The sequence below is a fragment of the Stieleria varia genome (assembly GCF_038443385.1).
GTDB classification, from domain to species: domain Bacteria; phylum Planctomycetota; class Planctomycetia; order Pirellulales; family Pirellulaceae; genus Stieleria; species Stieleria varia.
On record NZ_CP151726.1, the window covers coordinates 2,716,842 to 2,742,826 of the forward strand.

A 25,985-nucleotide genomic window follows, 5' to 3' on the forward strand; every position below is an offset into this window, starting at 1 on the left:
ATTGTGCGTCGTTCCCTCAAGCCCCGAAGTGGGCGACACAATCTTTTTTCGACACGAGATTGAGTTTGACGAACGGTGCGTTTGGGATTGAGAACGGTGTTTTGCCCTTTCAGGGCGAGGTGGTAGTAGCGGGTGTTCGATTACCCAGGGCGGCGCTGCGCTCTGCCCTGGGCTTTCTTGTTCGGCCCCTTCGGGACGAGCGATGGTTAGGGCCGGACGTCTTGGACACCCTCAAACGCTGCTTGCGTTGCTCCTTTCTCTCGATTGATAAAATCTCGCAACTCGATCACCGCCGGTCCGATCAACAGGATGGCAATCGGTGGCGCTAGAAACAGCACCACAGGCAACAGCAGTTTGAGCGAAGCCGTGTTCCCAGAGCGTTCGGCTCGGTTCTGACGATCCGCCCGTATGCGACTTGCATAGTCACGCAACGAGTCCGCCAGTCTCCCGCCCAGTTTTTGGCTTTGACGCATCATCGCGCACCAAGCAACGATCTCCGGGATTCCGATTCGCTTTGCAAATCCATCAAACGCTTGCTCGACGGCCCCCGACTCTGCTTGCCGACAGACGATCGCCAGTTCTTTCGCCAAGGCCGGGTAGATTTCTCCCAATCGCCGGGATACTTGGCCAATAGCGGTCGCCAGCGGCAATCCTCCTTGAACGGACATGGCGATCATGTCCATGGCATCAGGAATCGCTTTCTCGATCTCCATCGCTCGCCGCGACGCTCGACCACTCAACAAAATCCGCGGCAACGTGTACGCGAGCAGGCACACAAGTCCCGTCCCGATCGCCAACATCAGTTCGTATCCGTCAGCGATTCCAGCTACCAGAATGAAGGAGCCGGCCAACAGAGAAATCAGCACGCCGGCGTTGCGTTTAGCGAGAAAGTCTTCGACGGCGACTGGACGATGGTCTCCCGCCGTCAACAGATCCTTGGACAATTGCGTGCGTTTCGGCTGTGTTGTCGGCAGTACCTGTGATAAAGGCATGGTCAAATCGCCGAAGAAGACGGCCGGCGATAGAGTGATCGCTTCACCGCCAACTTCTTTCGACACAAGTAATCGACGTCCGATCAGATAAGTGACCATCGCAAAGGACGCGAAAATCAGTGCTGGCGCGAGTGTCGACATGGCATCTCTCTTCGAATCAGAAAGTCGATGGTGTTCAAAAGTCGGACTTCAGGGTGAATCCGACCCATATCAAGCCGATCAATTCTGACACTGCCGCATAGACCAACAGCTTGGTTCCCAGCGGCGAGGTGAAAAGGTTGTCGATGTACTCGGGTTGTGCAGACAGCATGTATCCCAAGACAAAGAGTCCCATCACGACAATGGCGAGGACCGAGTAGCGACCGATGCTGGTCATTGATTTGATCTTTTCTTCGCACTGCGATCGATCTCGAATGGAGGTCGACAGCCTGGAAAGCGAGTCGGCGAGTTTTCCCCCAAGCCGCTGATGAATCGCCAAGTTATGCGCCAGCAGATGAACGTCCACCGAATCGATTCGTGATGCCAAATCCTCCGCAACACGTTGGGCATCAAGCCCCATCTGCATTTGCTTGACACATTGCAAGAATTCTCCCTTGACCGGTTCCTCGCTCGACTCGCCGGCAAGTCGAAACGCGTTCTCCAGGTTCTCTCCCGCTCGCGTGGCTCGTTCCAAAAGCTCCAGTGAAGTCGGAAGGTTTTTTGCAAACTTGCTGATCCGGACTGCCATGATCACGTAAATCGCAATCATTCCGACAGTAATCACTCCACCAAACACTAAGACCACCAGAGTGAGATGCAATTCGGCGACGAACGCGACGCCGGCGATCAAGAATGCGAAGCAGCCCAATAGCAATGTGTACGTCGTACTGTCTAGTGAAACGCCGCCGCGAATCAATGCCCGCTGCAGGGAACGATCGAACCGCACAATAAACGATCTTTCTCTGGCGTCGTTGTTCATCAACGTGTCACGACGAACACGCAGTAGTGGCATCGGCGGGATTTCCTTGGCGTCCGACTGGGATCGTTTGAACACCACCGCCACCACGCAAACCGTCATGGCGATTGCGCAGAACACAAACACATCGATCGCTCCAATCATTGGTCATCCTCACTCAGCGACGCGGGCTCGAATACCGACGGATCATAATCGACTCCGAATTCACTGAAGCTGTCGATGCAGCAGGGACGTTGACCGATCACGAATTCCACCTGCGATCGACCAGCGGAATCGACGCCCGTGCGCTTGAGGGAAAACGCATGACGAAATTCGAGGCCGTCCGGCGTACGATTGAGTTCGGAAATACGCTTCACACGACGAGCTCCGCCTTGTTCACGCACCAGGTGAACCACGAGCGAGATCCCGCTGCAGATATAGGAACGAACCACGGACAGCGGCAATTCCAATCCGGTCATCGCGACCATCAACTCCAGCCTGGATATCGCGTCAACGGTATCGTTGGCATGGATGGTCGTCAGCGATCCTTCGTGACCGGTGTTCATGGCTTGCAACATGTCCAGGGCCTCGGCACCACGGACTTCGCCGACAATGATTCGATCCGGTCGCATCCGCAAACTGTTCTTGACCAAGTCTCTCTGACTGTATTCGCCCAGGCCTTCGCTGTTGGACGGACGAGTTTCCAGCCTGGCGACATGTGGATGTTGCAGAATCAACTCTGCGGAATCCTCGATCGTAATGATCCGTTGATTGTGAGGAATGCATGAGGACAGTGCGTTCAACATCGTCGTTTTGCCCGAGCCAGTTCCTCCAGAAATCAGAATGCTCTGACGCGCGGCCACGGCGGCACGCAAAAAATCCGCCATCGGTTGACTCAGTGTTTCGTTGGCAACGAGATGTTCCAGGCTTGTGTGCCGTTTGCCAAATCGTCGAATGGATAACTTGGAGCCATCCAATGCCAGTGGTGCGATGATCGCATTGATCCGCGACCCGTCCTCCAGCCGAGCATCGACCAACGGACAAGACTCGTCGATTCGCCGCCCCACTCGTGTCGCCATCCGCTGAATCACACGCATCAAATGCGCATCGTCCGCGAAAACCACATCCGACGGCTCCATCACCCCGTTGCGTTCCACAAAGACTTCATGGGCACGGTTGACCAAAATGTCGCTGACCTCCGGATCTGCTAACAATGGCTCCAGGGGGCCGTTGCCAAACATTTCCCAGGGCAGTTCCGTCAGCATCCGATCGATTTCATCTGCCGTCAGCTCGACTTCGTCGTCGAATAGTTCGACGAAACCTCGCAGCTCCTGTTGAAATTCAGGTGTCTGCATTTCGTCGGTCGATGTGATGTCCAGGCTGCCGACGATCCGTTGGTGGATGGTTTGCTTCTTACGCTGAAAATCGATTTCGCTTTCGCGGTCCCGGTTTCCAATCGGCGAATTCTTTTCCAGCAGCGGTTCCGTCGCCATCATTGGATCGGCTCCACATTTCCGCTGGACTGTTTTCCTACGGGTGTCGATCGAGTCGATTCACCTTCCGCCTGGTTTGTTTTCTCAGCGACCGCCTCGGGCTCGTCAAACACCCGTGTTCGAATCGAGTGGTCGCTGCCGAACTGAACTTTGGAAAGCCGTTGACCTCGATAGATTTCCATCACATGCACCGTATTGTCGACGGCCAGGATGTGATCCAAGGTAACCGGATCAACCAACGCAAGCTTTTCCTCGTCCTCGGGCGAACGCATGGTGAGCGACAGGGTTCCGTGTCCCGATGCAACTCTCAGCATTTCTGCTTGGCGCGGCGTGACCGCCAGAGTCACCCGAACTTGCTCTTCGCCCTCGATCGGACTGGCAAGATCCGTTGGCGTGCTTTGATGCCCCAACGCCAGGATCTCAGCGTCTTGAATCAACGTCGATGTCGCGTTCTGAAATTCGGATGAGCCGAGCCCACCGGCACCGCCTCCGATCGTATTTCCGTGGTAATCACGTCGACGCGGAGCATTAAAATCATGATGCCCTGGACGAAATCCTAGATCGCTGACATCAGTGCCGGCCGCAGCGCCAACCGACTCATCACCCGCGCCGTAGTGAAACAACACATCGACACGTTGACCCGGACCGGCGAATCCTAGCAACGCATTGTCCGGTGTCATCGCAACGGTGACCGCTCGCAGCCCGGGCGTCAAACGCCCGGCAACACCAGGGACCTTTCCGGCCGGCAGTAAGTGACGTGTATCGAAGGGATCGTTGCGCTTCAGGTCCGAGGAGAGCACTTTTCCGATGATCTGGTCTGGATTCGTCATGAAGGACTTCACTTTGATCGATTCCTTGATCTCGTCTTGGGTCAGCCGATACAGCGCGATGTCATCCAGCGTGATCGTTGTTCCCGCCGCGATGTCGCGGCTGGCCAATGGGACGGTGGTTCGCGCCGGTGGCTTGGGCGGCGGTGGAGGCTCCTGCTGCACAACCGGTGGAGCGGCCAATGCCAGACGCACCGTATAGGTCCCGATCAGACCGACCAGGATGGCAAAGAATCCCAGCAAGATCGTACCTGAGTTGATCTTGCTCGTGCTTGTGCTCTTCATCGATCAAGATTCCTAGATGACGTGGAAAGCGAGCAACGTCCAAACCGACATTGCGACAGGCAATGCGTAGGGCACTGTCAGCCTCAGCACAGATTCTGGGTTTCCCCGATCATCGCTGGTTGCCGAAGCATCTACCGAAGCAGCGACCGACGCCAACGCGGGCTTTCTGAACCGTCGCCACGCGATCATGGCGATCGCGCACAGGATCACAAAACCGGAGCTGGCAATGAAAACCACCAGCGTCGGCATGGCACCCAACCAAGCTCCGACGGCTCCCATCAGCTTGACGTCGCCGCCACCGCCGCCGCCGATCAGCCAGAGTACCAACAGAACTCCAAACCCGGTGGCAAACCCACCCAAGGAAGCCGCCACTCCGGCTAGACCATTTTCATAGGCATGCCAGCTCAAGCCGGTGATTGCTGCGGCCACTGTCAGCCAGTTGGGGATTCGCCGATTCTTGAGATCGGTCATCAAAGCGATCGCGGTGAACAAGATCACCGCCAAAATGGATGTCGTTTGAAGTTCCATGATCAGTGTTCCTTGATTGCTGTTGGGAGTGGTGCTGAATTGTTTCTGTCTGTTGTCATCTGTTTCATCGCAGCGCTAGCGGTCGTATCACCGATGCGATATCGACGTTCAAACTCGGCGGGAAAGCAGCCTCGCCACAAAGCGAGCGCGCGACCGGCGTGTGTCAGAAAGGTGAAATTCTTTTCCACCTTGTGCTCGTCCATCTCGATGATCTCATTGGCCAGCCATTGCGCGGCGCGAACGATCGTCGCTCGGGGTGGATGCAATTCCTCTGGAGCCATGGACCACCACTCCAAGACATGCCCGGTCGCCAAAATGCGTCGGCTCAAAGGGTCGGTTTCCGGATCTGGAATGGACGATTGAACATCAGGCCAATTGCCGTCCCAGTATCCGGCCGTTGACTGTGAGTGAAAAAGACGCCCCGTCATGCCAAGCAGGTAATCCATGACTTCGGCACGCGTTTCAGCATCAAGCAACCCCTGGGCATCTCTGTTCTTCGAAACGTCCGAACGCTCCTCTCGCATCTGGTCATCAATTCGCAACAAAATCGTCAGCGTGTACAGCCGGTGTTGGCCGTAGCACACGCCCTGTGGTTGCGACTGTCGCATGATGCGTTTGGCCAACACGTTGAAATCTACTCGCTGGCCTTCGGTGGTGAACCAGTGCCGACCGTTCGTCGCATAGAACGCTGTTGCCAACGTCGTCCATTCGTACTCACGCTGGTTCAATCGAAAACCGAGCAACGCGTTCTCCAACAGTCCTCGCACGTCGGCGACTCCGTTGGCGGTCATAACTCCGGCCGAAAGCGGAACGCCGATCTCGGCCAATGTTCCCATCAAGTGATCCACGTGACTGACCGACGGACGACCTTGTTGTGTACTGACGGCGACCCCATGCGGCGAACGCTGCAACAAAGGCGTTGCGCTGCCCCAGACTTTGACAAACTCGTCATGATGCAGCAGCATTCGTAGCATCTCTGTACCGCTGACCGCTTCGTCGGCAAACACTGCATCGTCGTCCCACATTCGCAAGGCATGGTCGATGAAGTTGACTTTGGTGGGCTGCTCGATGAATCGGGGATGAAGCTTCGCCAAGACCGCAGACAACTGTTGGTCAGAAACCACGGTCGGATAGTCGTACAGTGGTCCGACCTGTCGCGGGCGATCATTCAATGTAGGCAAAGCCGATCGGTCGTTCACAGACCGAGCAGTCTGCACGCCCGCCAGTAGGACGGCCGACAGCAGCACCGTTTGAACACAAACAAACCCGACACCACCGGCGCAGAATCGACGGATTGTTGGAATGAAATGCTTCATGATTCCTTGCTCAGATGGATCACTTGAGAGTCTTCGTAAACAATCGTCCATGACCCACTGCCCTGACGGATGCGTCGGACCAGCTGACGTTGCGAATGCTTGTCAATCAGCAACTCCTGCAACGCGTATTTCTCTGCGATCCGCCCCCAGCCGCTTTCTCCTTGAATGATCTGTTCGTAGTCGGAAAGAACACTCGCGGGGATGCGACCCGCGTCACTGTTGACAAAGACCGGAACACCAAGTTGCACCTCGAGCCAATCGCTCCACGGCGACGGGCACAACAAGACACCTTTCATCGTGTGTCCACGCAAGTGGTTCAACGCGGACAGTGGCAGCTGCGATCCGACAAGCTGAGTCTGTGTTCGCATCGGACCACCCAGCAGCGTCGAACCCCATGGTGAGAAACTGAAACCAATCCAAACAAATAGGCACGCCACGAGAGTGGCTGCAAACCGCAGCTGGGAGGGTTCTGGATTCTGCTTCGTCTGGTCGACACCGCCAGCGATACGCTTGACAAGGTCGTCTTGTTGTCCTTGGTTCCCCAGTGTCGAGAGAATCGCGGTCAACATCAGCGGTGCAAAGAAAACGATCAGAGGACTGCAAACCGCGACCGCGATCGTCATGGCGATCGGGTAGAGTAGCCAAGTCATTGGAATGACGCGTCGTCGTGAAACGACCATGAACGTACCCCACAAGATCATCACGCACGCACCGACCCAACCTGACATCGCCGTCGCTTGCAAACCACCGATGCTGTATAAGAACGGATTGTCGGGCCACCAAAACATCGATGCCCAGAGATGTGTTCCAACTGGGTTCACCAAAGTTGCGATCGCAGCAATCTCCAGCAGCCATACGCGTGCCCGAAGCTCGCTGTCCGACATCACGTGCGTCAATCCTTGACGATTGAGGACGACAATCGATCGAGCGACAACGATGGACGCGAGCCAGCCAAGACCGATCACAAATGACGCATCCAGGTTGGACCACAGGCAGAACAATCCACACACGCCTGACCATGACCATCGTGATGCGCCGATCCATTGGATCTCTAGCATGCCGCCTGAGCTTCGCTGGCCGCGAACTCTGGAGGTGAAGATCAACGCCAACAGGGCAAGCATCAACTGGCCGAAAAGTCCTGAGCTCAAACCACAGAGATAGGGAAAGCAAGTCAGCGCAACCAATATGGCAGCGAGCGCGGCCCACCATCGCCCGGTCAGGCGAACAAACACGATGGACCAGCAGGCGAGAACCGCAATCTGAAGCACCGCGGACGCGAACGAGAGCGATTCGACGCCGCCCATCGCATAGAGCATCGAAATCATCCGGTCACCCATCCACGAGACATCGACTTGCCTCATTCCATCTGATAGCGGCAACGACACCGTCGCCTGCCACTCGGCCGCGCCGATCGACACGGCATTCCATGTCGCTGGATGTGCCACTGGCAAGTAGGCAAAAAATAGGAACAGAGACACATAGATCCCACAAATCAATGTGTGATGCCAACGAATGATACAAACGGCAGGCAATGCAGCCGACAACTCACGCTTTTCACTTGTATCTGCTTGAATGGTGGACATGGATTGCTGTGATATTTAAGTGATTTTTCTGCTCGATTGCGCCGTAGTGGATTTACTACAGAACATGATTGATGTTGGGAATTCTGGCGAATCCCATTGCAAAGAGACCTTGAAAGATACGGTGATTCCAAATGGTGGAATACGAATATTGAAATAATGATACTTGTCCGTTACACGACAAATATCGTCCTGCCACTTAAGACATTGCTACCGAATGTGAAACCGTCTTAACTTCAACGTCTATAGTGGCGGCAACGTCCCGTTTCGATCAAACCTTGATAAAATTCGACGGTCCAGGAAATTCACTGCGCACTTTCCAGTGATTTCACTCGCCAATGGGTCCGAACATTACAATGCAATGGTCGGCTCCTGGATCATCGTGGTCGCTATAACCAGAACCGGCGGTTGATGCCGAGGTTCCGGCGACACCACTGGTTTGATAGGATTGGTTCATTTCTTGGACACTTCGAGCGACGTCTGTCAATTCCGACACCACCGCATCTCTCAGTGCTGTTAAGCCTGCGATCAGACCAATGACCAATATGGTCGCGATCAGAACCAGCTCCATTGTCACAACGAAGCCTTGTTCATCACGCCAGAGCCTGATGAACACATCGACGCAGCACCGCGTCGATGAAAACCGTTCATCAGGCTTGTTGGTCATGTACGTTGCCTTGCAGGCCGTGAGGTTCAAGAAACAGAACTACCGCTCGTTCGTCGGGGCGATTCCGATGTGGATGCAGTTGTCGGCCTGGCCTCGTGAGTCCTCTGGTGAGTCACAGAAGTCGGTGCGGTCGCGGTAGTCGCTGCCTTCGGACTGCGACGCATGTCCACAGATTCCATTCAGGATGTAGGACTGATTCAAATCCTGAACGCTGCCTGCGGTGTCCGAAAGTTCGCAGACGACCCCGTCGCGAACGGCTGCTAAGCCCGTGACCAAGCCGATGACGGCGATGGTTCCGACCAACACAAGTTCGGTCGAAATGACGAATCCAGATTCGTCGTTATAGATGCATTTGATTGCGTTTTTCACTGTATTTCCCGTGCGATTTGAGTGTTAGTGCTTTTCAACGTCTGCGCCCCCACGCAGCCGCTATGCCCTGTCAGAACAACTGGGCAATTCCAAAACACCCAACCAGAGTCGGCACACATTGCGTGCCGACTCACGGTCGGGCCAGTCTGATGAAGACTAGTTTTCGTTCGCGGGAGCGCCGTCGAACGTGATGCAGTTGTCAGCTTGACCTGATTGGTCATCGCTGCTGTCACAGAAGTCCAACGCATCGTTGAAGTCTGAGCCGGCGGTCGAGCCAGAGTGGCCGACCACGCCGTTGTAAGAATACGACTGGTTCAAGTCTTGAACGCTGCCGGCGGTGTCGGACAGTTCCGAAACAACACCGTCACGTACAGCCGTCAGTCCGGTGATCAGGCCGATAACGGCGATCGTCGAGATCAAGACGAGCTCAACAGACACGACGAAACCAGCTTCGTCGTTCCAAAGTTTCTTTGCAGTGATCTTCACTGTTACATCTCCAAAGCAAATAGTTAAATCGAACAGCACGGCACGTTGCCGTGGTTGCTTCACGAGCGAAGCAACGTTCACGTATTAACAATTTGGAACACGCTTTGTATGATGTCCCTTTTTTGTGACTATTTTCCCTCAATTGCCGTAACTACGTAGACGGTTCCAACGGCACGAGCATAGTATTTTTACATGATTGTTTTCGGTGTGTTGTTGCTGTGCTATAGAGTAGTTGTTGCTGTGCGCGCGTTGAAATGTTTTGTATGAGAGTTGTATTTTGGTGTAGCGTGGAATTCTGGTGAATTCCATTACGGGTGACGTAGGATTTGGTGAGAGTCACCGAGAGACGCATTTTTTGTATTTGACGTATAGGGGACGTCAGAAATACGATGCTTAGAATGTTCTTGCGAATCGCGATTCTAGGTGCGAAACGGAATGTATGATGATATCGGTAGAATGGTTGCTTGCGCAACTCACTGCGTCATTGCAATGACCGGGGCCTGAGATTTGCGGGTTGGTCCATCAGGCGGTTGATAGAACTCAGCGAGCCCTTTCGCGGCCTGTTTTAGTTCTGGATCTCGCTGCAGCGCCATGTGGAATCGATTCTTTGCCGCATCATATTTCCCCAGGCCGGAAAGCACGAATGCCATATTGGATTGTGATTCTGATTCGGTGCCGACACGCCGAAACAAAGCGAGGCTTTCTTCTTCGTTGCCTTGATAGCCGACGACGATTGCAAGGTTGTTGACAAGTCGTTCGTTGTCCGGTGCAGCGGCGACCGCCTCGCGAAGCGTTTTTTCGGAGGTGTCGTAATCACCTGCCAAGAAATAGGCGTAACCGAGATCACCCAGCAAGTCGGCGGATGCGTCAACGTGCGCCGCGGCAGCGGAAAGATACTCAATCGCTTGATCGAGCTGTTCCAACTGGATCGAGACCACACCCAATCGATGCAGGCAATCGGTATGGTCGGGGTTCGATTTGAGGATTTCATTGTACAGTGTCTTCGCATCGGAAAGCGATCCGTTGCGTTCGATCATTCTCGCCATTCCGAATCGCAAATCGGTGGATTCGGCGGCCGAGGCTTGAACCGTTGCTTTGCTCCAATCCGTCATCGAAACGCACCCCATCTGAAGCCCCATCAGTGGGATCCAAAGGCAATAGGCGGCGGTACGTAAACGCGACGATTTCATGGATGACGGTTAGCTGCTCAGTAGTTCGTGTTGCCGCGAGTGGTGACCGTTGCGTTTCGGTAAGCCGCTGCGGCTTCTGGGGCATCAAGCCCGGTCGGGAATGCGGGGGCAACAATGACCAGTTCGTCTGCATCGATGACGCCCAGCGATTCCAGGGCACGCACCACCACGGCTCGACGCATCGCATCGAGTTCGCTATTGCGATGGACGGGGTATTGGTGTTCGGTATCCCAACGCTTGCTGGTTTGACTGCGTTCTATAACCGCATGAGTTAGTGCGCCGTTTTGCTGACCGTTGCGCAGGACTTCCGCAATTTTTTTTACGTGGTCTTCTCCGGCGGGCGTGAGCCGCAGACCTCTTGGTCGCACCTCGCCGTAATAGCTGAAGGTGCTGTCGGATTTTTCGCTGGCAGCGCGTCGCGCGGGATCTTCCTGCAGATTCATCTCAAACTCGTGAGCGTAGATGATCAGCTTTGCCAGCTCAGCATTCTGTTCCTGCTGACGGTGGATCTCGTCGACCTTACTGCCTAAGACTTCAGGCACCATCACTCCGCCGCCGGGCATGGGTACGCTGCATCCGATCGAGATCAACGTGGCGATTGAAAGGATCAACGCGATGGATTGCTTCGTGCAGGTGGCGATGGGCTCCGAATCAGATCCGTTGTCACTGCAAAGGATGAGTTTCTTCACTTGGACAGCCCACATTCGCCTGAGAAATAGGTTTCTTGCAGTGCCAAGGTGCTCTTTGCTCCTCGCAGGACACCATGAGAAAGCCCTGGTGCATGGAGGCCTTTGTGCTGCGCCGTGATGACCGGCCAAACGGTGCTGCGATGGTGGAACCCGTCGTAGCCTTCGATGAGATGACGAACAAAGAAATCAGTGTTGGTCGGATCGGTCACTTCCATGCCGGGCAGGAACAGGGGAACTTGCTCCGCCTCCAATGGGTGCACCAACTGTGGACTGACCAACACCACGAGTTCCGTTTCGAAACGAGACGTGGTGCGTTTTGAAAAGAGTTGTCCTGCCAGGGGAATGTCGCCCAGGATTGGAATCTTGCTTCGCTGGCCGCCTTGCTCCTCCTGGATCAGTCCCGCGATCGCCAACCACTGACCTTCGCGTAGATCAACCGTTGTGGTCACGCTGCGGCGGTTCAGTCCCGGAATTCCGCCAACCGTCGCATCCGAATTGAGAGTGCTGAAGGATGGTGACACCTCCAATCGGACGAGGTCTTTGTCGAGCACCGTGGGCGTGAAGTCGAGTTCGGTGCCGAATCCTCGAAACGTGGTCGACGCGGCACCGACACCGCCAATGCCGACCGTGGTGGGAACTGCAAACTCACCACCGGCGAGGAATTGAGCCGGTTTTCCGCTCAAGGTCACGAGGGTCGGCTCGGCAAGGATCTTGCCGTAGCCGTGCGTTTGAACGGCGCCCAGAAAGAACTCGACGTCGCCGTCATTCATGATGACCGAAAGGATACCGCCGCTGGTCAATGAACTGCTCATTTCCAGCGAGTCAAAGATCGTCGAGAGCTTTGCACCTGCGCCGCGACTGGAGCTGCGAACCAATTCGGCCACACGGACTTTCAGCATCACCTGCTGTTCACCAGCGACGTGCAACAGGTTGATGAAACTATCCGAATCCACGTCATCGAATTCGTAGTCACCATTGGCGTTGTCGATCCCGGCATCCCAATCGCGTCCGCGATCGAAGTCTCTGCGGGGCAGGTTGTTGTCGTCACCCAGCAGACGCATGATCTCAGCGGCTTCCTTGGCATCGCGGGCTTGTCCACGCACGATGACCTTGTCGTCAACGGGAAACAGAAAGATTTGACTGTCGGGAAACAGTTCGTTGATCCTGGATTGCAAGGATTTGTAACGAGCCTCTCGTCGTCGATGCTCCTGCTGAGCATTGTCGACTTCGACGTAATACCGCAACACCTTGGGGCCTTCGCCGGGAACATCAAACCAGAACGTGATGGTGGTCTCACCAACGGTCTTTCCGATGATCTCGATCTCATCATTGTCGAAGAGATGCAAGTCAACGATCTCGGGGTTTGCGATCGCGGTTCGGTTCACGGGCACCTTGGTTCGAATGATCTTAGACTGCGAGGGTTCGACTCTCAGCAGCAACTCAGGCTCGTAGATCTGATCGATCAGTGAGCGTTCCTTTTCGATCGATCGCGTCGACGGATTTTCCAGCGGTCCGGTTTTGTCTGCGGCCGGCCGATCCCCCAAAATTTGCGCATCGACCGGGCAAGCCATGAACGTGATGAACACGATCAAGACCGCACAAAGAGCTGCGGGACAGGGGGTGGCAGTAGGCAGCATGTTGAATTGCAAGGGTTGTCTTTTCCGCAGTTCACCGATTCAGGCGTATGCGTCCATTAAGCAATTCGGCTGCCGGGAGGAAACCCCAAAACCGGTCAGGCAAGCTGTGTCGAGCGTAGCGACGCCCTGCGGGTTGTCGGCCGCTGGATGCCGACAACAAAATAAACACGGCTCTGGAAAGCAAGGAAAGAAGGACATGGATCGGCAAACCACACGAGCACACCAACGAAGATTTGCAAGCAAAGCGTGGTGGAACGTGTTTGCTGTGATTGGACTTGCCCTCGCATGGTCGGGCGGCTCGGTCAAGGATGCATTCTCCGACGACGCGTGCGACTCGCAAGAATCAGAGTGCCGTCGTTGTTCCGTTCTCGATCGATTCGGGGCATCGTCTACGCTGGTTCCAACGGGTGATTTGGCCCCACGAATCCCGCACGACAGTTTTCAAATCTACTACTACGACCGCCCCTATTCGCCACTGCATGTCGGTGAGCATTGGACGGGGGCTGGGAAAGCCGGAGAACCTCACCAGCCCTACAACACCGATCACTTCAGGGACATCTACGAATCGGTTGAGCGGGAGTTCATGACGAATGGGCTCACGACGAATGGGCTCACAACGAATGGGCTCACAACGAATGGGCTCACAACGAATGGGCTCACGACGAATGGTGAGGATGGCATGCAAGACCAGGTGCGTGAGGTTGTCACGAGAGACAAGTCGCTGGAGTATGTCGACTGGCGAGCGTATCGACGTGTCCGGCTGATCTGGGATGCCGAGTCGGGGGCTGTGACGGAGGGGGCGTCACGCTAAGTAAGGCTTTGTCCGTGGTTGGTGAATTTCGCCAGACGGCCGAGGCGGAGGGAATCCTGGCGGATCCCATTACGCAGCAGAGGACGGGGTTGCGACACCGGTCCTTTTGTTGGGACGACAGAGAGCGAAAGCGTATGGGGGCAACACACGCTGAGGCTCAAAAAGGTTGTCACGCAGGGGCAATGCGTCGGTATCGAGCAACCCGTCAATGAGTACATGCGATGATTCATCCAAGAATGCGCATCTCACTGCGGTGTTTTACTCAAAAACTCGCCGATGGGCCGCTGGTTCAGCATTCGCAAGTTTGGGAATGACGCGATCCACTCGCGGTCGCGACTTTCCTCGTAGTCCATCTCCAATTCCTCCAGCGGGAACTCGCTGATGATGTCGCGGTCGGAGATATCGGTCCCGTTGATCGACAGGTTCTTGATCGGCATACCGGCAACGGGACTGAGGTCGGTGACCTTTGAATCGTTGAGTGTCAGTTTTTCAAGCGACATGCCCCGCAGAGGCGAAAGGTCCTCCACGGGAGTGCCAGCGATCAAGAGTTCGCGAAGAGGCATGTTTGATAGCGGCGACAGATCGTGGACTTCGGTGCTGTTGAGTACCAGGACTTCCAAGGGCATTCCCGCCAACGGTGAAAGGTCTTTCGTCGAACTGCAGCCACAATTCAAATGCGTCAGCGACAATCCTTTCAGTGGCGAAAGGTCGCCTGCGGAATCTTTCAGATGACGATCCCAGCTCCAAAGCCACAGTTGCTTGAGTTGCGTGTCCCTCAGAGCCGCTAAATTGGTGACTTGGCAACCAAAGAGGTAGACAGTGTGCAGCTTCTTGAGATTGGCAATGAACTCCACGTCGACGGGAGTCCTGTAGTCGCCGATGATAGACAAGGACTCCAGGTCCTTTAAATCGCCGATTGCCTCGTAAGTTTCCAGTGGCTCTGTTTCGAAATAAATGACCCTACCCTCACGAACGGTAAAGCGACAGCTTGGGAGATTGCACTTTGGATTCTGCTTGACCAGATTTCGCAACATCCTCTCGATCAGACTGCTGCGTCCTAAAGAAATTCCTCCCATCAATACATGGGGAGCACGGATTTTGGCTCCGTCCTCAACGGAAGACAGATGGTCCGGAACATCGTGACGTAGGTTGACGTGCGGGAATTGTTCCCTCAGGGATTGATCACGTGCCGGATCAACCGCAATTCGGAGTTCTTTCAAATTTGGCATCTGTTTCAACACGGAAAAATCAGTCACCAATGTGTGATCCAGACGCAAGATTTCGATCGGCGACCCCGCCAGTGGACTCAGGTCCGAAACTCTGGAGCCACCCAATTCAAGGATTTTCAGCGGCATTCCCTTCAGAGGCGTCAAGTCCGAGACGTCGGTACAGGTGAGCAGGAGTTCCTGAAGTGGCGCGCCGGCAAGCGGCGTCAAGTCTTCGGCAAGCGTCAGATTGAGGCACAAGAATTCCAAAGGCATGCCACGCAATGGCGATAGATCGCTCACCAAGCTGTTACCGCAATTGAGTCTCTGCAGCGGCATGCCCTGCAGTGGAGACATATCGCCCAGGGCAGGGATGCCATATGCATTCCAGCTCCACATGGACAGATCTCGCAGCGGCAATCCCTTCAGTGGTTGCAGGGTCGTGATCTGCAAGCCGTCCATTTTGAGCGATTGCAACTCCCGCATTCCGGACGCGAAGCCCAGTGAAAAGGAATGGGTCGAACCACCGGACCTGATTCCCAGATGAGTCAAGTCGGTCAAGCCCGCTAGTGGCGAACAATCCAGAGGCCGTATGAGGTCAAGACCCGTGAGGCGATTGTCGGTAAATCCCGAGTGAATCTGGTCGATTCGATACCCTGTGTTTTGTTTCTGAACCTCAGCAATGAATCGCTCCAATTGTACCTTGCCCTGTGGATCAGGCGATTCAGAGCGTTCCTCTGGTCCGACCGCCGATTCTGGCGTCGTCGAGTGGAGGACACTCAAAGACCCAACTGTCTCGCGTGAGGAGGCAGCGAAAGGATTGGTTGACTTTGTGACACCAAGCACGACTGCGGCCACGATCGCAAGCGTCACCGAGGCGCGCAGCCAAAATGCGTTGCGGCCGGAGTTCTGTGAAATCGTCTGATTGGAATGACACGCATTCAACGCATCAATGACTTCACCGGGCGATTGCAGTCGCATCGCAGGATTTTTTTGGATCAGCTGGTCGATCACGGACGCAAGCGCTGCTGGAACGTGCGGGTTGAGATTGGTAAGGATCTCCGGCTTTCCCTCCGTAACTCGCCTCAGAATGGACAGTGCGTTGCGGGCATGGAATGGCGAACGACCTGAGCACATCGCATGCAGCACGCATCCCAAGCTGAACAGGTCGGTCAAATGATCGACCTTGCCCCCGGTTGCTTGTTCCGGTGACATAAAGGACGGCGTTCCGGCAATCGGGCCACTGCGCAAAGGCGATTCCTGATCGTTGGTGATCGCGAGACCAAAATCGGTGACCTTCACCCGACCCTCATGGTCGTCCTGCAGCAGGATGTTCGCGGGTTTGATGTCGCGATGGATCACACCACGGGCAAACGCAGCGCCGAGCGCCAACGCGATCTGCTTGCCAATGCGAATCACGTCCACTGTCGGCAACGGTGATTCGTCATCGATGGCTTGTTGCAGGTTTCGGCCCTCGATGTACTCCATCACCAAAAAAGCAACCGGCGATTCCTCGACCGCATAGATCTGCACGATGTTGTCATGTCGAACGCTTGCGACCGAGCGTGCTTCGTGAAGGAAACGGGTGCGAGCGTCGGTGCACTTGGCCAGACGCGGATGTAAGATCTTGATCGCGACGATCCGCTGCAGTTTTTCATCCAACGCTTTGACGACAACGCCAAATCCGCCGTGGCCGATCGGTTCCAACAGCTTGTAATGCAACAGATGCCCCAGTTGGCCGTCCTCGCCATCAGCGTTCTCGTCGACACGGTCGCATACCTGTTGCAACAACTCTCGAGTGGAGAGCGATTCGGTATCGTCGTCGAGAGACGAGTACAGCGTCCCGAGAATGCTGTGGGGATGGCGATCGAACATCGTGTCGCCGGAATCATCAAACCGCAGCAGTCGTTGAACGCGTGAGAGCAAATTGTTGTCGCCACCGGTCGCCTGCTGCAAATACTTGCTGCGTTGGTCAGGGTCGCGAAGATCACGTGCCTCCACAAAGATCTGGAGTTCGTTCATGACGCCCTGTTTTTGCGTTCGAACGTGTCCTGTTCGTCGTCAGCGTCGGTCATCTCCGCCAACAACCAAGCCTTTGCATAAGCCCAGTACCCGTCCGCGGTACGGCGGCCGATGCCGAGTTCCTCTGCTGCTTCTCGCAACGTCAAGCCCGCAAAAAAACGCAGTCGAACCAGTTCGGCGATCTGTGGCTCGGCGGTCTCCAGTGCCGTCATCGCGTCGTCCAACGCGATCAATTGGCCGGCCATTTCCGGCGCGCTGATTTCGTTGGGGTCGATCAAGATTCGGCTGATGTCGCCGCCACGTTTGACTCGAGTCTTGCGACGCGCGGCGTCGACGAGGATTTGACGCATCGCATTGGCGGCGGCGGCGAAGAAGTGTCGGCGCCCCTCCCACTGTCGTGGTGAGGACGATCGCTCGGAGTCCTTCTCAGTGTCCCTATCGGTGTCAGCTCGACGAAAGACACGCAAGTAGACTTCGTTGACCAACGCGCTGGGTTGCAGAGTGTTGCCCGATTTTTCACGAGCCAACCATTGCGATGCCATGGCCCGCAAGTCCGCGTAGACACGCTCGAACAACCGGTTCTTTGCCTCTGGATCTCCCAGTTCGGCGGCGTGCAAGAGTTCAGTAATCTGTTCGGCCATCGTTCCATCACTCCCGAACCCAGACAAGCAACCCCATGTAGTCGAACTGAGTATATCGGATTGCCGGAGTTCAACCCAATAGGGGCTTAGGTTCAGATTCCATGAATTACGCACGAAGTCGTAGGTTCGGCAGGAATGCTATCATTTGGTGATGACGGCGTATCGTTTTTCGCCGGCGCGACCGATCCAGAGGGTGACGGGCTCATCACCGCACTGACGGTATCGTTTTTCGAGTTCGTTGGGGTTGTGGTCGACGCCGCGAGTCTTGACACGTCGTGGATACGCTTTGCGGGCACGCAATTCCCGACGAAGTTTTCGATCGTCGCAGGACCCCGACCAGACCACCGATTCGCAAATCACGCCGGGGTGAGCGATCGGATCGCCGCTGGTCAGAAAACCAGACGGGGCACCCAATGACGCCGCCCCGTGATCTCCGGCGAAGCATTCGGTCAGCCCCGCGGCGCGAATCGCCGGGTCGATGTCCAGCATGAAGGCCAACGGTTGCTTGACGCTGCTGATTCGCGTGGCCGGCACTCCGCTGTACACCGATGACTGGCCATCCCGGCTGAGCATCACTGCGGACCGCGGCATCACTGCGGAACGGGTCTCCCCATTCATCGAGATGCCAAGATCGCTGGCGGCCAAGTCGATCGACTGACCGCAGACCAACGTTTGTTCGCGAACGCTGAGGGCCAGTGAAATCCAAATCCGGAGCATAGGGATCGGAGACTCGATTTCGGCCGCCGGCGCGACCTTGATCAAAGCGGCCGGCTGTCGACCGACCAATGCAAAGACATCGTCGATGGGCGGCAGGTATCCCGCAGCGTGGGTCATTCGTTTTTCGTTGGGGCGTCGATCGGGGTCGATGTGGATCGCGGCCGATGTCGGGATGTCCTGTTGCAGCACGTCTGCACAACGCACGGTGCTATTCACCCCACGCAGCCTCAGGTTGGCTTCGCACATGTCCGCCATCGTGGGGTCGCAATCGATCGCGACCAAGTCACCTTGCCGCGACAACCAAACACCGTCACCGCCGATACCGGAGCAAAGGTCAAAGACTTCGCCCATGGGCATCCAACGCGATTTTTGCTGGGCGACTTGCCAGGGCGTGGCTTGCTGCAGTGATCTTTCCGTGCACCACCAAATTCCCGCGCCCAGTTTCGCGACGGCTTTGGCCTGCAGTCCCAACAGAGCGACGACGTGTCCGGCGCACTGGCCGTTGAGTTCGGAACGAATGAACGGCATCAACTGATCGATGCTGCCGCCGGTTTCCAGGCACTGTGACAAGACCTGCTCACACCGCAGTTGATCGGCGGCGGACAAAACGATTGGCACAGTGGGTTTTCCAAAAGGGAAATGAGGTGAGCAGCCTTTCCGCTGCGGCGACGCAGTAGAACTGATTCACGAATTATGACGAATACGTCAGAAATGGCGACCACACCGGCACGACGAGATCGTGAAAAGTCGGCAGCGGTCATCAGCCGATCGAGATCGATGGTGCCGTTCTCTCGATCGGCACCGTCGCAAACCTCCCCCAGTCATGCGAAGCTGATCCGATGATGCCCTCCTATCCCCTGCGTCTGACAGGACTGTTGGCGATTGCCGCCCTCGGTCCCTATCTCGCGTCTGAAACCGACTTCGGCCGCAGCGGCGTCTCGACGGTATCCAACTTGTTTCGCGGCGACGGTGATTCGCGGTCGGGGTACACAGCCGGCGGGCCGATCGGTGTGGGCGGTGGTCCTGACTCGTATGCGAATCACGCGCACTATGAAGTCGAGAAGCTACGACAAGTGAACTCAGAGCGTTACCGTTACGGGCACGAAACGGCACGTAAGCTTGGAGCAATCAACGCAGATCCGACGGCCGAACCGACCATCATCGGAGCTCGTGTGGCGGATCTGCGCGAGGTCATGCGGTTCGACATCACGCCGGATTGGGTCATCGCTCGCTTCGCCCGAGTGAGCACGGTGTTGGCGGATTTGCAACTCAAAGGCATGCGGGTCCCCGTCGTCACGGGAACGCACGCAACGGATTTCGCCGGCACGCTAACGTATTATTTTGACGCCGCAGGAAAATTGCAGCGAATCTCGCTGCACGGTTTTACCGGTGACCCGAGCCGTTTGGCCCAAGCGATGGTCGGGCACTACCAACTCCAGAGTGAACCGACCCTGGAAGCCGGCGTGTACACTCGCCGCTGGAACGGTTCTCCGATTCACCTGCTGCGACTGACACATGCTCCGGTGGTGTACAGTGATGCCGTGCATCATAAATACACGATGTTCCTGGAGCTCAACCAAATGAATTCCGCGCACGGAATCAGCTTGGAAGCACAGGAGATCGTGACGGCGGACCATCACACAGGTCGCTGGTAGACACAGTCGCTGGTAGACACACCAAAGCTAAACCGGTCTCATGGCCCGAAAAAAGAACAAGAACAAACCACCTGTCTCCGGCTCGCAAGTGCCCGGTTCGGTGCCGGCGGATCCTGTTGATTTCCCAACAGCAGAAGCAGAATCGACGGCGTCGCGCGCTGCGAAAGCCGGCGACCCAGAGGCGTCGTCGTTGAAGCCGACATTGCCGCCGACATCCGACGAGCCGCCGACATCCGACGAGCCGCCGACATCCGACGAGCCGCTGACAACCGACGAGCCGCTGACATCCGACGAGACCGTGCAGGCGACGATCAAGCTGCTCAGTGGGATCAAGCTACCGTCGCTCTCGCGTGTCTTGTCGGTCACGATGTTGCTGCTGGGCATCGTGACGGTGGGCGCGTTGTTCTATCAAGTCATGGCGGGATTCTTTGTTCCCCTGTTCATGGCAGCGGCGTTGGTTGTGATCTTTCGACCGGTGAACGAATGGTTCTTTTACAAATTCGGCAAACGACCGCGGTTGGCGGCCATCGCCACCACCGGTGTGATCCTGTCCCTGGTGTTCGTGCCGTTGCTGGTCATCGTCACCGTGGCGATGAACCAAGTCTCCTCGCTCGTTTCACGCGCAGGCGCGATGGGCGATGTCATCGACACCGCACGAGAGCGTGCCGGTCTGTCACTGCCATACGCGGATCAGTTTCGTCGCCTGGATGAGCTTACCGCCGGTTTTGACACGCCGACCGAACCCGATAAGGTGCTCAGCGAAATCGACGAAGCGATCGCGCTGATGGACTACTTGCAAGCAGACGTAGTGGGATCACCGACAGCCGACCCCATGGCGGTGACAGCGGAAGAATCCTTGCGAGATTTTCGCAATACCGTTCTCTCTACCCGAGAAGCGCAGGCCAACGACGACAAGCTGGCGATCATTTCCGCAGAAGAAACTTTTCACAAACAGTCTTTGGCCGCATCTGAATCCGTGCGACGCTGGATGAGCGAATTGCTCGGCGGACCGTTTTGGTCTCAAGTCAAGTTTCTTGCCAATCCCAGCAACGCGGATCTGGCCGAGTTGCTGCGTCGGGGGCAAACTCAATTGCAGCCGCGACTGTTCAAGTTGACCGGCGACACCGGCCTATTGGTGGTCCAAATCGCCGTCGGTCTGTTGATCATGATCATCGCCGTGTATTTCTTTCTCATCGACGGCCCCGCGATGATCCGCACGCTGATGCGACTGAGTCCCCTGGATGACAACTACGAACGTCGACTGCTGGGTGAATTTGAGCGGACCAGTCGCGCCGTTGTTTTGGCTAGCCTGCTTAGCGCGGTCGCGCAAGGCTTACTCGCAGCCATCGCGTTCTATATTGCAGGACTCGACTCCATCATGTTCCTGCTGTTGATCACGACCATCATGGCGTTGGTTCCGTTCTTGGGCGCAGCCTCGGTCTGGATTCCTTGCTCGATTTATTTGGCTGCGGTGGAGGAGAGTTACTGGACGGCAGGATTATTGGCGATCTATGGGTTTGGTGTGGTGTCGTCGATCGACAACGTGATCAAAGCGTACATCTTGCACGGGCACAGTGAACTGCATCCTCTGCTGGCACTGCTGAGCGTTCTGGGCGGCGTCGCCGTCTTCGGCCCCGTGGGCTTGCTCGTCGGCCCGATGGTGGTCGTGTTCCTGCAAACCTTGCTGGAAATCCTGAATCACGAATTGGCCCAAGAAACGGCAGTAAGCTAGTGCATCGTCCAGTCTTGGAACGTGGGTTTGATAAATGAGCCGTTTTGGCGTTAGCCACGGTTTTCGCGACTCAACCGTGGCTAACGCCAAAACGGCTAACCCCAAAATCAAGACTGGACGATGCACTAGCGGGCGAACGAGGCTGCTTTGAGGGAATTCTGGCGAATCCCATTACGAAGAAAGGGAATTCTGGCGAATCCCATGACGAAGAAACGGCCACGCCCCCCAGCGTTGGGGACGTGGCCGTTTTGAGAGCCGACAGCCGGATTCGAACCGGCGACCTAATCATTACGAATGATTTGCTCTACCAGCTGAGCTACGTCGGCATGCGTGCAACCGTTATCGGTTGCCACATCTACTGAGATTACAAAACCCGAGCGATTCTGGCCAGTGTGGATCGTTTCAAAGCGGCTAAAACCCGTGCGGCACCACCCGTTTGGGTTATTTGCGAGTGCAATTCGTGACACTGGTGTGCCATAGGACTCGACAAAAATTATTTTTTTCGGTTAAATCATGTGAACGCAAGTTCCCAGCGATGCGACATTTTTGCGTTGGCCTGACGGACCGGCAGACAAGCTAGCGAGTTGTGCGGCTCCTTTTGGGTTTAGCCGTCAGAGTGATCGCGATGACTCGATTGAGGTTCGCGAAGCATCATCGAAAGAGGTTTTTGGTGATGAATCCAACGTTTAGCCGGTGTTAATGACACCGGATCACCCAGATTAACCCCTTGTGGGCAGGAGATTGGACTCGATGAGTGAAGTCGAACTTGATGTGCTCGACTTGAAGGAGCTGATCCTTTCAAACAATTCGTTCGGCCCTTCTGATGTCGCAGAAATCCGGCAAGCCATTGCCGAAAACTACGGCCATTTTGCCGAGCTGCGTGATGCGGTCGGCGAGATGGAGAACGACGAAGCGTTGACGCCTGCGGGCAAGACCAAGATGGGCGTATGCCAATTCTTGCTCGGCCGTTTTCGCAGCGCGCTCGACACGCTCCGCGTAGCTGACGGCAGCGCGACCGCGTTGTTTTATCAAGCACGCTCGCAATTCGAGTTGTCGCAATACGATGAAGCCATCTCGTTGTACGAGCAGTCGAAGAAAGCCGGCTACAACGAAGATCAATGCAAGATCTACATCGCCGAGTCACACCGCTATGCCGGTCGGATCGACCAAGCCATGTTGCTGCTCGACGATATCTTCGGCCCCGCCGAGCAGACGTCGGAGTACATGTACCAACGGGCCGCGACCGTTGCCGCTGTGGGCGGACGTCGCGACGAAGCGATCGCGTTGTATCAACGTGCCATCCAAACCGACGAGAACCATGCCGGTGCGTTGTTCGGATTGGCTTGGGAAAACGAACGCATGGGCAATGATGACGAGTCATTGCGTCTGTACGAGCGTGCCGCCAAGGCTTTCCCGACCGGTGTCGGCGCACTGGTGAACTTGGGCTTGGCCTACGAAGATCGCAACGAGTACGACAAGGCACAGCTTTGCTACAAGCGAATTTTGGACGCTCATCCGGAAGATCGCCGTACCCAGTTGTACATGAAAGATGCGTCGGCCAACGGCAACCTGCTGTATGACGAGGAAGCCCAGCGTCGCAACGATCGCTTGGCTCAAATCTTGGGCATGCCGGTGACCAATTTCGAACTGAGCGTGCGAAGCCGAAATTGCTTGGCCAAAATGGGCATCGAAACCATCGGCGACCTGACGCGCACCAGCGAGTCCGAGTTGCTCAGCAGCAAGAATTTCGGCGAGACCAGCTTGATCGAAATCCGCGAAGTGCTGACGTCCAAGGGTTTGAAACTCGGTCAGTTCGCACACGAGAAAAAGTCGGTCGATCCGCCTGTGGACACCAGCCACTTGTCCGCCGACGAACAAGCGTTGCTGGAGCGCCCGATTTCCGATTTGAACCTGTCGGTTCGTGCACGCAAATGCATGGCCCGCCTGCAGCTCAATTCGATCGGCGAGCTGATTCGCAAGACCGGCGACGAAATGCTTGAGTGCAAGAACTTTGGCGTGACCAGTCTCAACGAAGTGCGTGAGAAGTTGACCGATCTGGGGTTGAAGCTCCGCGGAGATTGATCGCTTCATGACGTTTGAATTCAAACTCCATCACCGCGATGCGTCCACGTCGGCGCGTCGCGGTGTTTTTTTGACGCCGCACGGTGATGTCCAAACGCCGGGCTTCATGCCCGTGGGCACCCAGGGTACGGTCAAGGGTGTCACGATCGATCAAGTCGCCCAGACGGGGGCACACATGATCCTTGGCAACACCTATCACCTCGCGCTGCGCCCCGGAGCGGAAACCGTTCGTCGACTGGGCGGCTTGCACGCGATGACTCGCTGGGACGGTCCCATCCTGACCGACAGCGGCGGCTTCCAAGTCTTCAGCCTCAAAGGCATCAACAAGATCAGCGAAGAGGGCGTGGTGTTTCGTAGCCACATCGACGGTGCCCTCATCGACTTGACCCCCGAGCACAGCGTTGAGATCCAAGAAGCCTTGGGGAGTGATGTCGCGATGGTCCTGGATCACGTGATTGCTTTGCCCGCCCTGCGTAGCGAAGTTGTCGAGGCGATGGAGCGAAGCATTCGCTGGGCAAAACGATGCCAGGATGCAGCGACGCGAGCCGACCAAGCTCAGTTTGCGATCGTTCAGGGAGGACTGGACGAGGAATTGAGGGTTCAATGCGCCAGCGAATTGGCTGCCATGAATTTTCCCGGCTACGCCGTCGGCGGCTTGAGTGTGGGCGAAGCCCCGGAGGAGATGTACCGCATCACCGCAGCGACCTGCCCCGCACTGCCGGAGAACAAGCCGCGATACCTGATGGGCGTCGGTCGTCCGATCGATCTGATCGAAAGCGTCGCCCGCGGCATCGACCTGTTCGACTGCGTGATGCCGACACGCAACGGCCGCAACGGACTGGCGTTCACCGACACCGGCCACATCAAAATTCGCAATGCTGTGCACCGCTATGACACTCAGCCACTTGAGCCAGATTGCCCATGCCCCGCATGCCGCCACAGTCGAGGCTACTTGAGGCACCTGTTCGTCGCCGGAGAAATGCTCGGCCCGATCTTGCTGTCGATCCACAACTTGACGTTCTACCAGCGAGTGATGCGTGAGACACGTGCGGCGATCGAGCGTGATGAGTTCGCGAGCTTTTTGCTGGCAAAGAAAAAAGCGTGGGGATTTGCTGATTCAGCGGGTTGAGTTTGAGCGTGACAAAGCTCTGGACACGGACGGCCTCGGCGATCTACAAGCCACTGGTCAACTCAATTTGCCCGCCAGGTGTGTCCTGACAGGGCTTTCTCGGATACTCGTGACGGACAGGATGTCTGGTATGAACGTGAACTTTTTTGAATGGCTGCGTAACGGGGTCAAGCAATCCGTTTTGCTGGGCGTGGGCGATGCCGTGGAGCAGATGGGTGTGCCACCGAACGAAGAAGAATTGCAGCCCGTGCTGGCTTCGCTCATGGACGCAAGCGATTCGGACGCCAAAGGCAAACGCAAAACGACCGGTGCTGGCCGGAAACGCTTGGGAAAATCACTCAAGGACATGGATACCTCGGGCGCCACATAAGGATGACATGAGGATCTCCCTCACCTGACCAGAAAAGATTTGCGTAACGCGTATGCGAATCTTACAAAATGGGGGGAGTGTTCTTTTGCGACGATCCTCTCTGCGTAATCCAGGGGCTTTTTGCGTTTTTAGCATGCTGGTCGCTTAAAACAAAAAGGTAAACGGATGTCTATTGAAATGACATGCCCCAATGGTCACGAACTAAAGATCAAGGATCATTGGGCCGGAAAAACGGGGCGCTGCCCCAAATGCCGCGTCAAAATGACGGTCCCGATGCCGATCAAAGTCACCGACAGCGATGTCTTGGCAATGATCGGCGACTATGTCCCCACCCAATACACGCAGATCGGAAGTGATGTCGCCGTCAAGCAAGTCAGCGACAACGACGTTCATGCGTTGGATGAGTACGAAACCGCGATGGACAAAGCGACTTCGGGACTGAGTCTGCTCGGTTCCAGTGTCGTTGCCCACAAAAAGACTTGCCGTCATTGTGGGCACAAAGCCAATCTCTGGTTCGCCACGTGCGAAGGCTGTGGAGAATATTTCGACGAGTGACGGCGTGTACGTCAGGCTTTCTAGCCTGACATAGCATCCCAATGCGGGTTCGATAGAAGTTGCCCGTTGTTGC

23 protein-coding genes and 1 tRNA gene are annotated in these 25,985 nt (G+C 56.0%); 7 read left to right on the forward strand and 17 right to left on the reverse strand.

The genetic code is table 11. From position 1 onward, the window contains the following. Positions 1-206: 206 nt before the first annotated feature. From Pla52nx_RS09285 to Pla52nx_RS09345, 13 genes are all read right to left on the reverse strand, one after another. Complete coding sequence (locus Pla52nx_RS09285; RefSeq protein WP_146519220.1) at positions 207-1,133, reverse strand: type II secretion system F family protein; 927 nt, start codon at positions 1,131-1,133, stop codon at positions 207-209. Positions 1,134-1,167: 34 nt separating this feature from the next. Continuing rightward, entirely contained in the window at positions 1,168-2,091 is a 924-nt protein-coding gene (locus tag Pla52nx_RS09290) for a type II secretion system F family protein (RefSeq protein ID WP_146519219.1), read from the reverse strand. Next, positions 2,088-3,422 carry a CpaF family protein gene (locus Pla52nx_RS09295; protein WP_146519218.1) on the reverse strand — a complete coding sequence of 445 codons (1,335 nt, stop codon included), beginning with the start codon at positions 3,420-3,422 and terminating at the stop codon, positions 2,088-2,090. The genes Pla52nx_RS09290 and Pla52nx_RS09295 overlap by 4 nt, the downstream gene beginning before the upstream one ends. Further along, positions 3,419-4,531: a Flp pilus assembly protein CpaB gene (cpaB, locus tag Pla52nx_RS09300; protein ID WP_146519217.1), complete on the reverse strand. Its 1,113-nt coding sequence runs from the start codon at positions 4,529-4,531 to the stop codon at positions 3,419-3,421. The genes Pla52nx_RS09295 and cpaB overlap by 4 nt, the downstream gene beginning before the upstream one ends. Before the next feature lie 12 nt (positions 4,532-4,543). Beyond that, positions 4,544-5,059, reverse strand: a complete 516-nt coding sequence (locus Pla52nx_RS09305) for an A24 family peptidase (protein WP_146519216.1) — start codon at positions 5,057-5,059, stop codon at positions 4,544-4,546. Positions 5,060-5,061: 2 nt separating this feature from the next. Beyond that, a complete protein-coding gene (locus tag Pla52nx_RS09310) occupies positions 5,062-6,375 on the reverse strand; it encodes a hypothetical protein (protein ID WP_146519215.1) in 1,314 nt (437 codons plus the stop codon). Beyond that, on the reverse strand, positions 6,372-7,958 hold the full coding sequence (locus Pla52nx_RS09315; RefSeq protein WP_146519214.1) for a hypothetical protein: 1,587 nt from the start codon (positions 7,956-7,958) through the stop codon (positions 6,372-6,374). Before Pla52nx_RS09315 ends, Pla52nx_RS09310 begins: the two co-directional genes overlap by 4 nt. Positions 7,959-8,283: 325 nt before the next feature. Further along, the gene (locus tag Pla52nx_RS09320; protein WP_146519213.1) at positions 8,284-8,622 is read right to left on the reverse strand and encodes a Flp family type IVb pilin; all 339 of its coding nucleotides are present in this window, start codon (positions 8,620-8,622) and stop codon (positions 8,284-8,286) included. 39 nt (positions 8,623-8,661) lie between these two features. Beyond that, positions 8,662-8,991, reverse strand: a complete 330-nt coding sequence (locus Pla52nx_RS09325) for a hypothetical protein (RefSeq protein WP_146519212.1) — start codon at positions 8,989-8,991, stop codon at positions 8,662-8,664. A gap of 156 nt (positions 8,992-9,147) precedes the next feature. Further along, positions 9,148-9,477, reverse strand: a complete 330-nt coding sequence (locus tag Pla52nx_RS09330) for a hypothetical protein (RefSeq protein WP_146519211.1) — start codon at positions 9,475-9,477, stop codon at positions 9,148-9,150. Between the two features lie 473 nt (positions 9,478-9,950). Further along, positions 9,951-10,667 carry a tetratricopeptide repeat protein gene (locus Pla52nx_RS09335; RefSeq protein WP_146519210.1) on the reverse strand — a complete coding sequence of 239 codons (717 nt, stop codon included), beginning with the start codon at positions 10,665-10,667 and terminating at the stop codon, positions 9,951-9,953. A 17-nt stretch (positions 10,668-10,684) separates the two neighbouring features. Beyond that, positions 10,685-11,356, reverse strand: a complete 672-nt coding sequence (locus Pla52nx_RS09340) for a hypothetical protein (RefSeq protein WP_146519209.1) — start codon at positions 11,354-11,356, stop codon at positions 10,685-10,687. Next, positions 11,353-12,993: a type II and III secretion system protein family protein gene (locus Pla52nx_RS09345; RefSeq protein WP_146519208.1), complete on the reverse strand. Its 1,641-nt coding sequence runs from the start codon at positions 12,991-12,993 to the stop codon at positions 11,353-11,355. The genes Pla52nx_RS09340 and Pla52nx_RS09345 overlap by 4 nt, the downstream gene beginning before the upstream one ends. Positions 12,994-13,189: 196 nt before the next feature. On the opposite strand from Pla52nx_RS09345, the gene Pla52nx_RS09350 reads away from it, so the two are divergent. Further along, the gene (locus Pla52nx_RS09350; RefSeq protein ID WP_197454414.1) at positions 13,190-13,804 is read left to right on the forward strand and encodes a hypothetical protein; all 615 of its coding nucleotides are present in this window, start codon (positions 13,190-13,192) and stop codon (positions 13,802-13,804) included. A gap of 245 nt (positions 13,805-14,049) precedes the next feature. Here Pla52nx_RS09350 and Pla52nx_RS09355 read toward each other — a convergent pair whose 3' ends face one another. The 3 genes from Pla52nx_RS09355 to Pla52nx_RS09365 form a co-directional block, all read right to left on the reverse strand. Then, positions 14,050-17,031 carry a serine/threonine-protein kinase gene (locus tag Pla52nx_RS09355; protein ID WP_146519206.1) on the reverse strand — a complete coding sequence of 994 codons (2,982 nt, stop codon included), beginning with the start codon at positions 17,029-17,031 and terminating at the stop codon, positions 14,050-14,052. Further along, a complete protein-coding gene (locus Pla52nx_RS09360) occupies positions 17,028-17,672 on the reverse strand; it encodes an ECF-type sigma factor (protein ID WP_146519205.1) in 645 nt (214 codons plus the stop codon). Before Pla52nx_RS09360 ends, Pla52nx_RS09355 begins: the two co-directional genes overlap by 4 nt. 141 nt (positions 17,673-17,813) lie before the next feature. Then, a complete protein-coding gene (locus Pla52nx_RS09365) occupies positions 17,814-19,007 on the reverse strand; it encodes a class I SAM-dependent methyltransferase (RefSeq protein ID WP_146519204.1) in 1,194 nt (397 codons plus the stop codon). 221 nt (positions 19,008-19,228) lie between these two features. Between Pla52nx_RS09365 and Pla52nx_RS09370 the strand changes: the two genes are divergently transcribed. Both Pla52nx_RS09370 and Pla52nx_RS09375 read left to right on the forward strand, forming a co-directional pair. Further along, a complete protein-coding gene (locus Pla52nx_RS09370; protein WP_342190375.1) occupies positions 19,229-20,044 on the forward strand; it encodes a DUF6690 family protein in 816 nt (271 codons plus the stop codon). 40 nt (positions 20,045-20,084) lie between these two features. After that, positions 20,085-21,776: an AI-2E family transporter gene (locus Pla52nx_RS09375; RefSeq protein WP_146519202.1), complete on the forward strand. Its 1,692-nt coding sequence runs from the start codon at positions 20,085-20,087 to the stop codon at positions 21,774-21,776. Between the two features lie 253 nt (positions 21,777-22,029). Here the strand turns inward: Pla52nx_RS09375 and Pla52nx_RS09380 are convergent. Beyond that, a tRNA-Thr gene (locus tag Pla52nx_RS09380) sits at positions 22,030-22,102 on the reverse strand. Positions 22,103-22,526: 424 nt separating this feature from the next. On the opposite strand from Pla52nx_RS09380, the gene Pla52nx_RS09385 reads away from it, so the two are divergent. The 4 genes from Pla52nx_RS09385 (at position 22,527) to Pla52nx_RS09400 (ending at position 25,912) form a co-directional block, all read left to right on the forward strand. After that, complete coding sequence (locus Pla52nx_RS09385) at positions 22,527-23,858, forward strand: tetratricopeptide repeat protein (protein ID WP_146519201.1); 1,332 nt, start codon at positions 22,527-22,529, stop codon at positions 23,856-23,858. Between the two features lie 7 nt (positions 23,859-23,865). Further along, entirely contained in the window at positions 23,866-24,987 is a 1,122-nt protein-coding gene (gene tgt / locus Pla52nx_RS09390; protein WP_146519200.1) for a tRNA guanosine(34) transglycosylase Tgt, read from the forward strand. Positions 24,988-25,117: 130 nt separating this feature from the next. Then, on the forward strand, positions 25,118-25,357 hold the full coding sequence (locus Pla52nx_RS09395) for a hypothetical protein (RefSeq protein ID WP_146519199.1): 240 nt from the start codon (positions 25,118-25,120) through the stop codon (positions 25,355-25,357). Between the two features lie 165 nt (positions 25,358-25,522). Further along, positions 25,523-25,912 (forward strand): hypothetical protein, encoded by a 390-nt coding sequence (locus Pla52nx_RS09400; RefSeq protein ID WP_146519198.1) that lies wholly within the window; start codon positions 25,523-25,525, stop codon positions 25,910-25,912. Positions 25,913-25,985 lie beyond the last annotated feature (73 nt).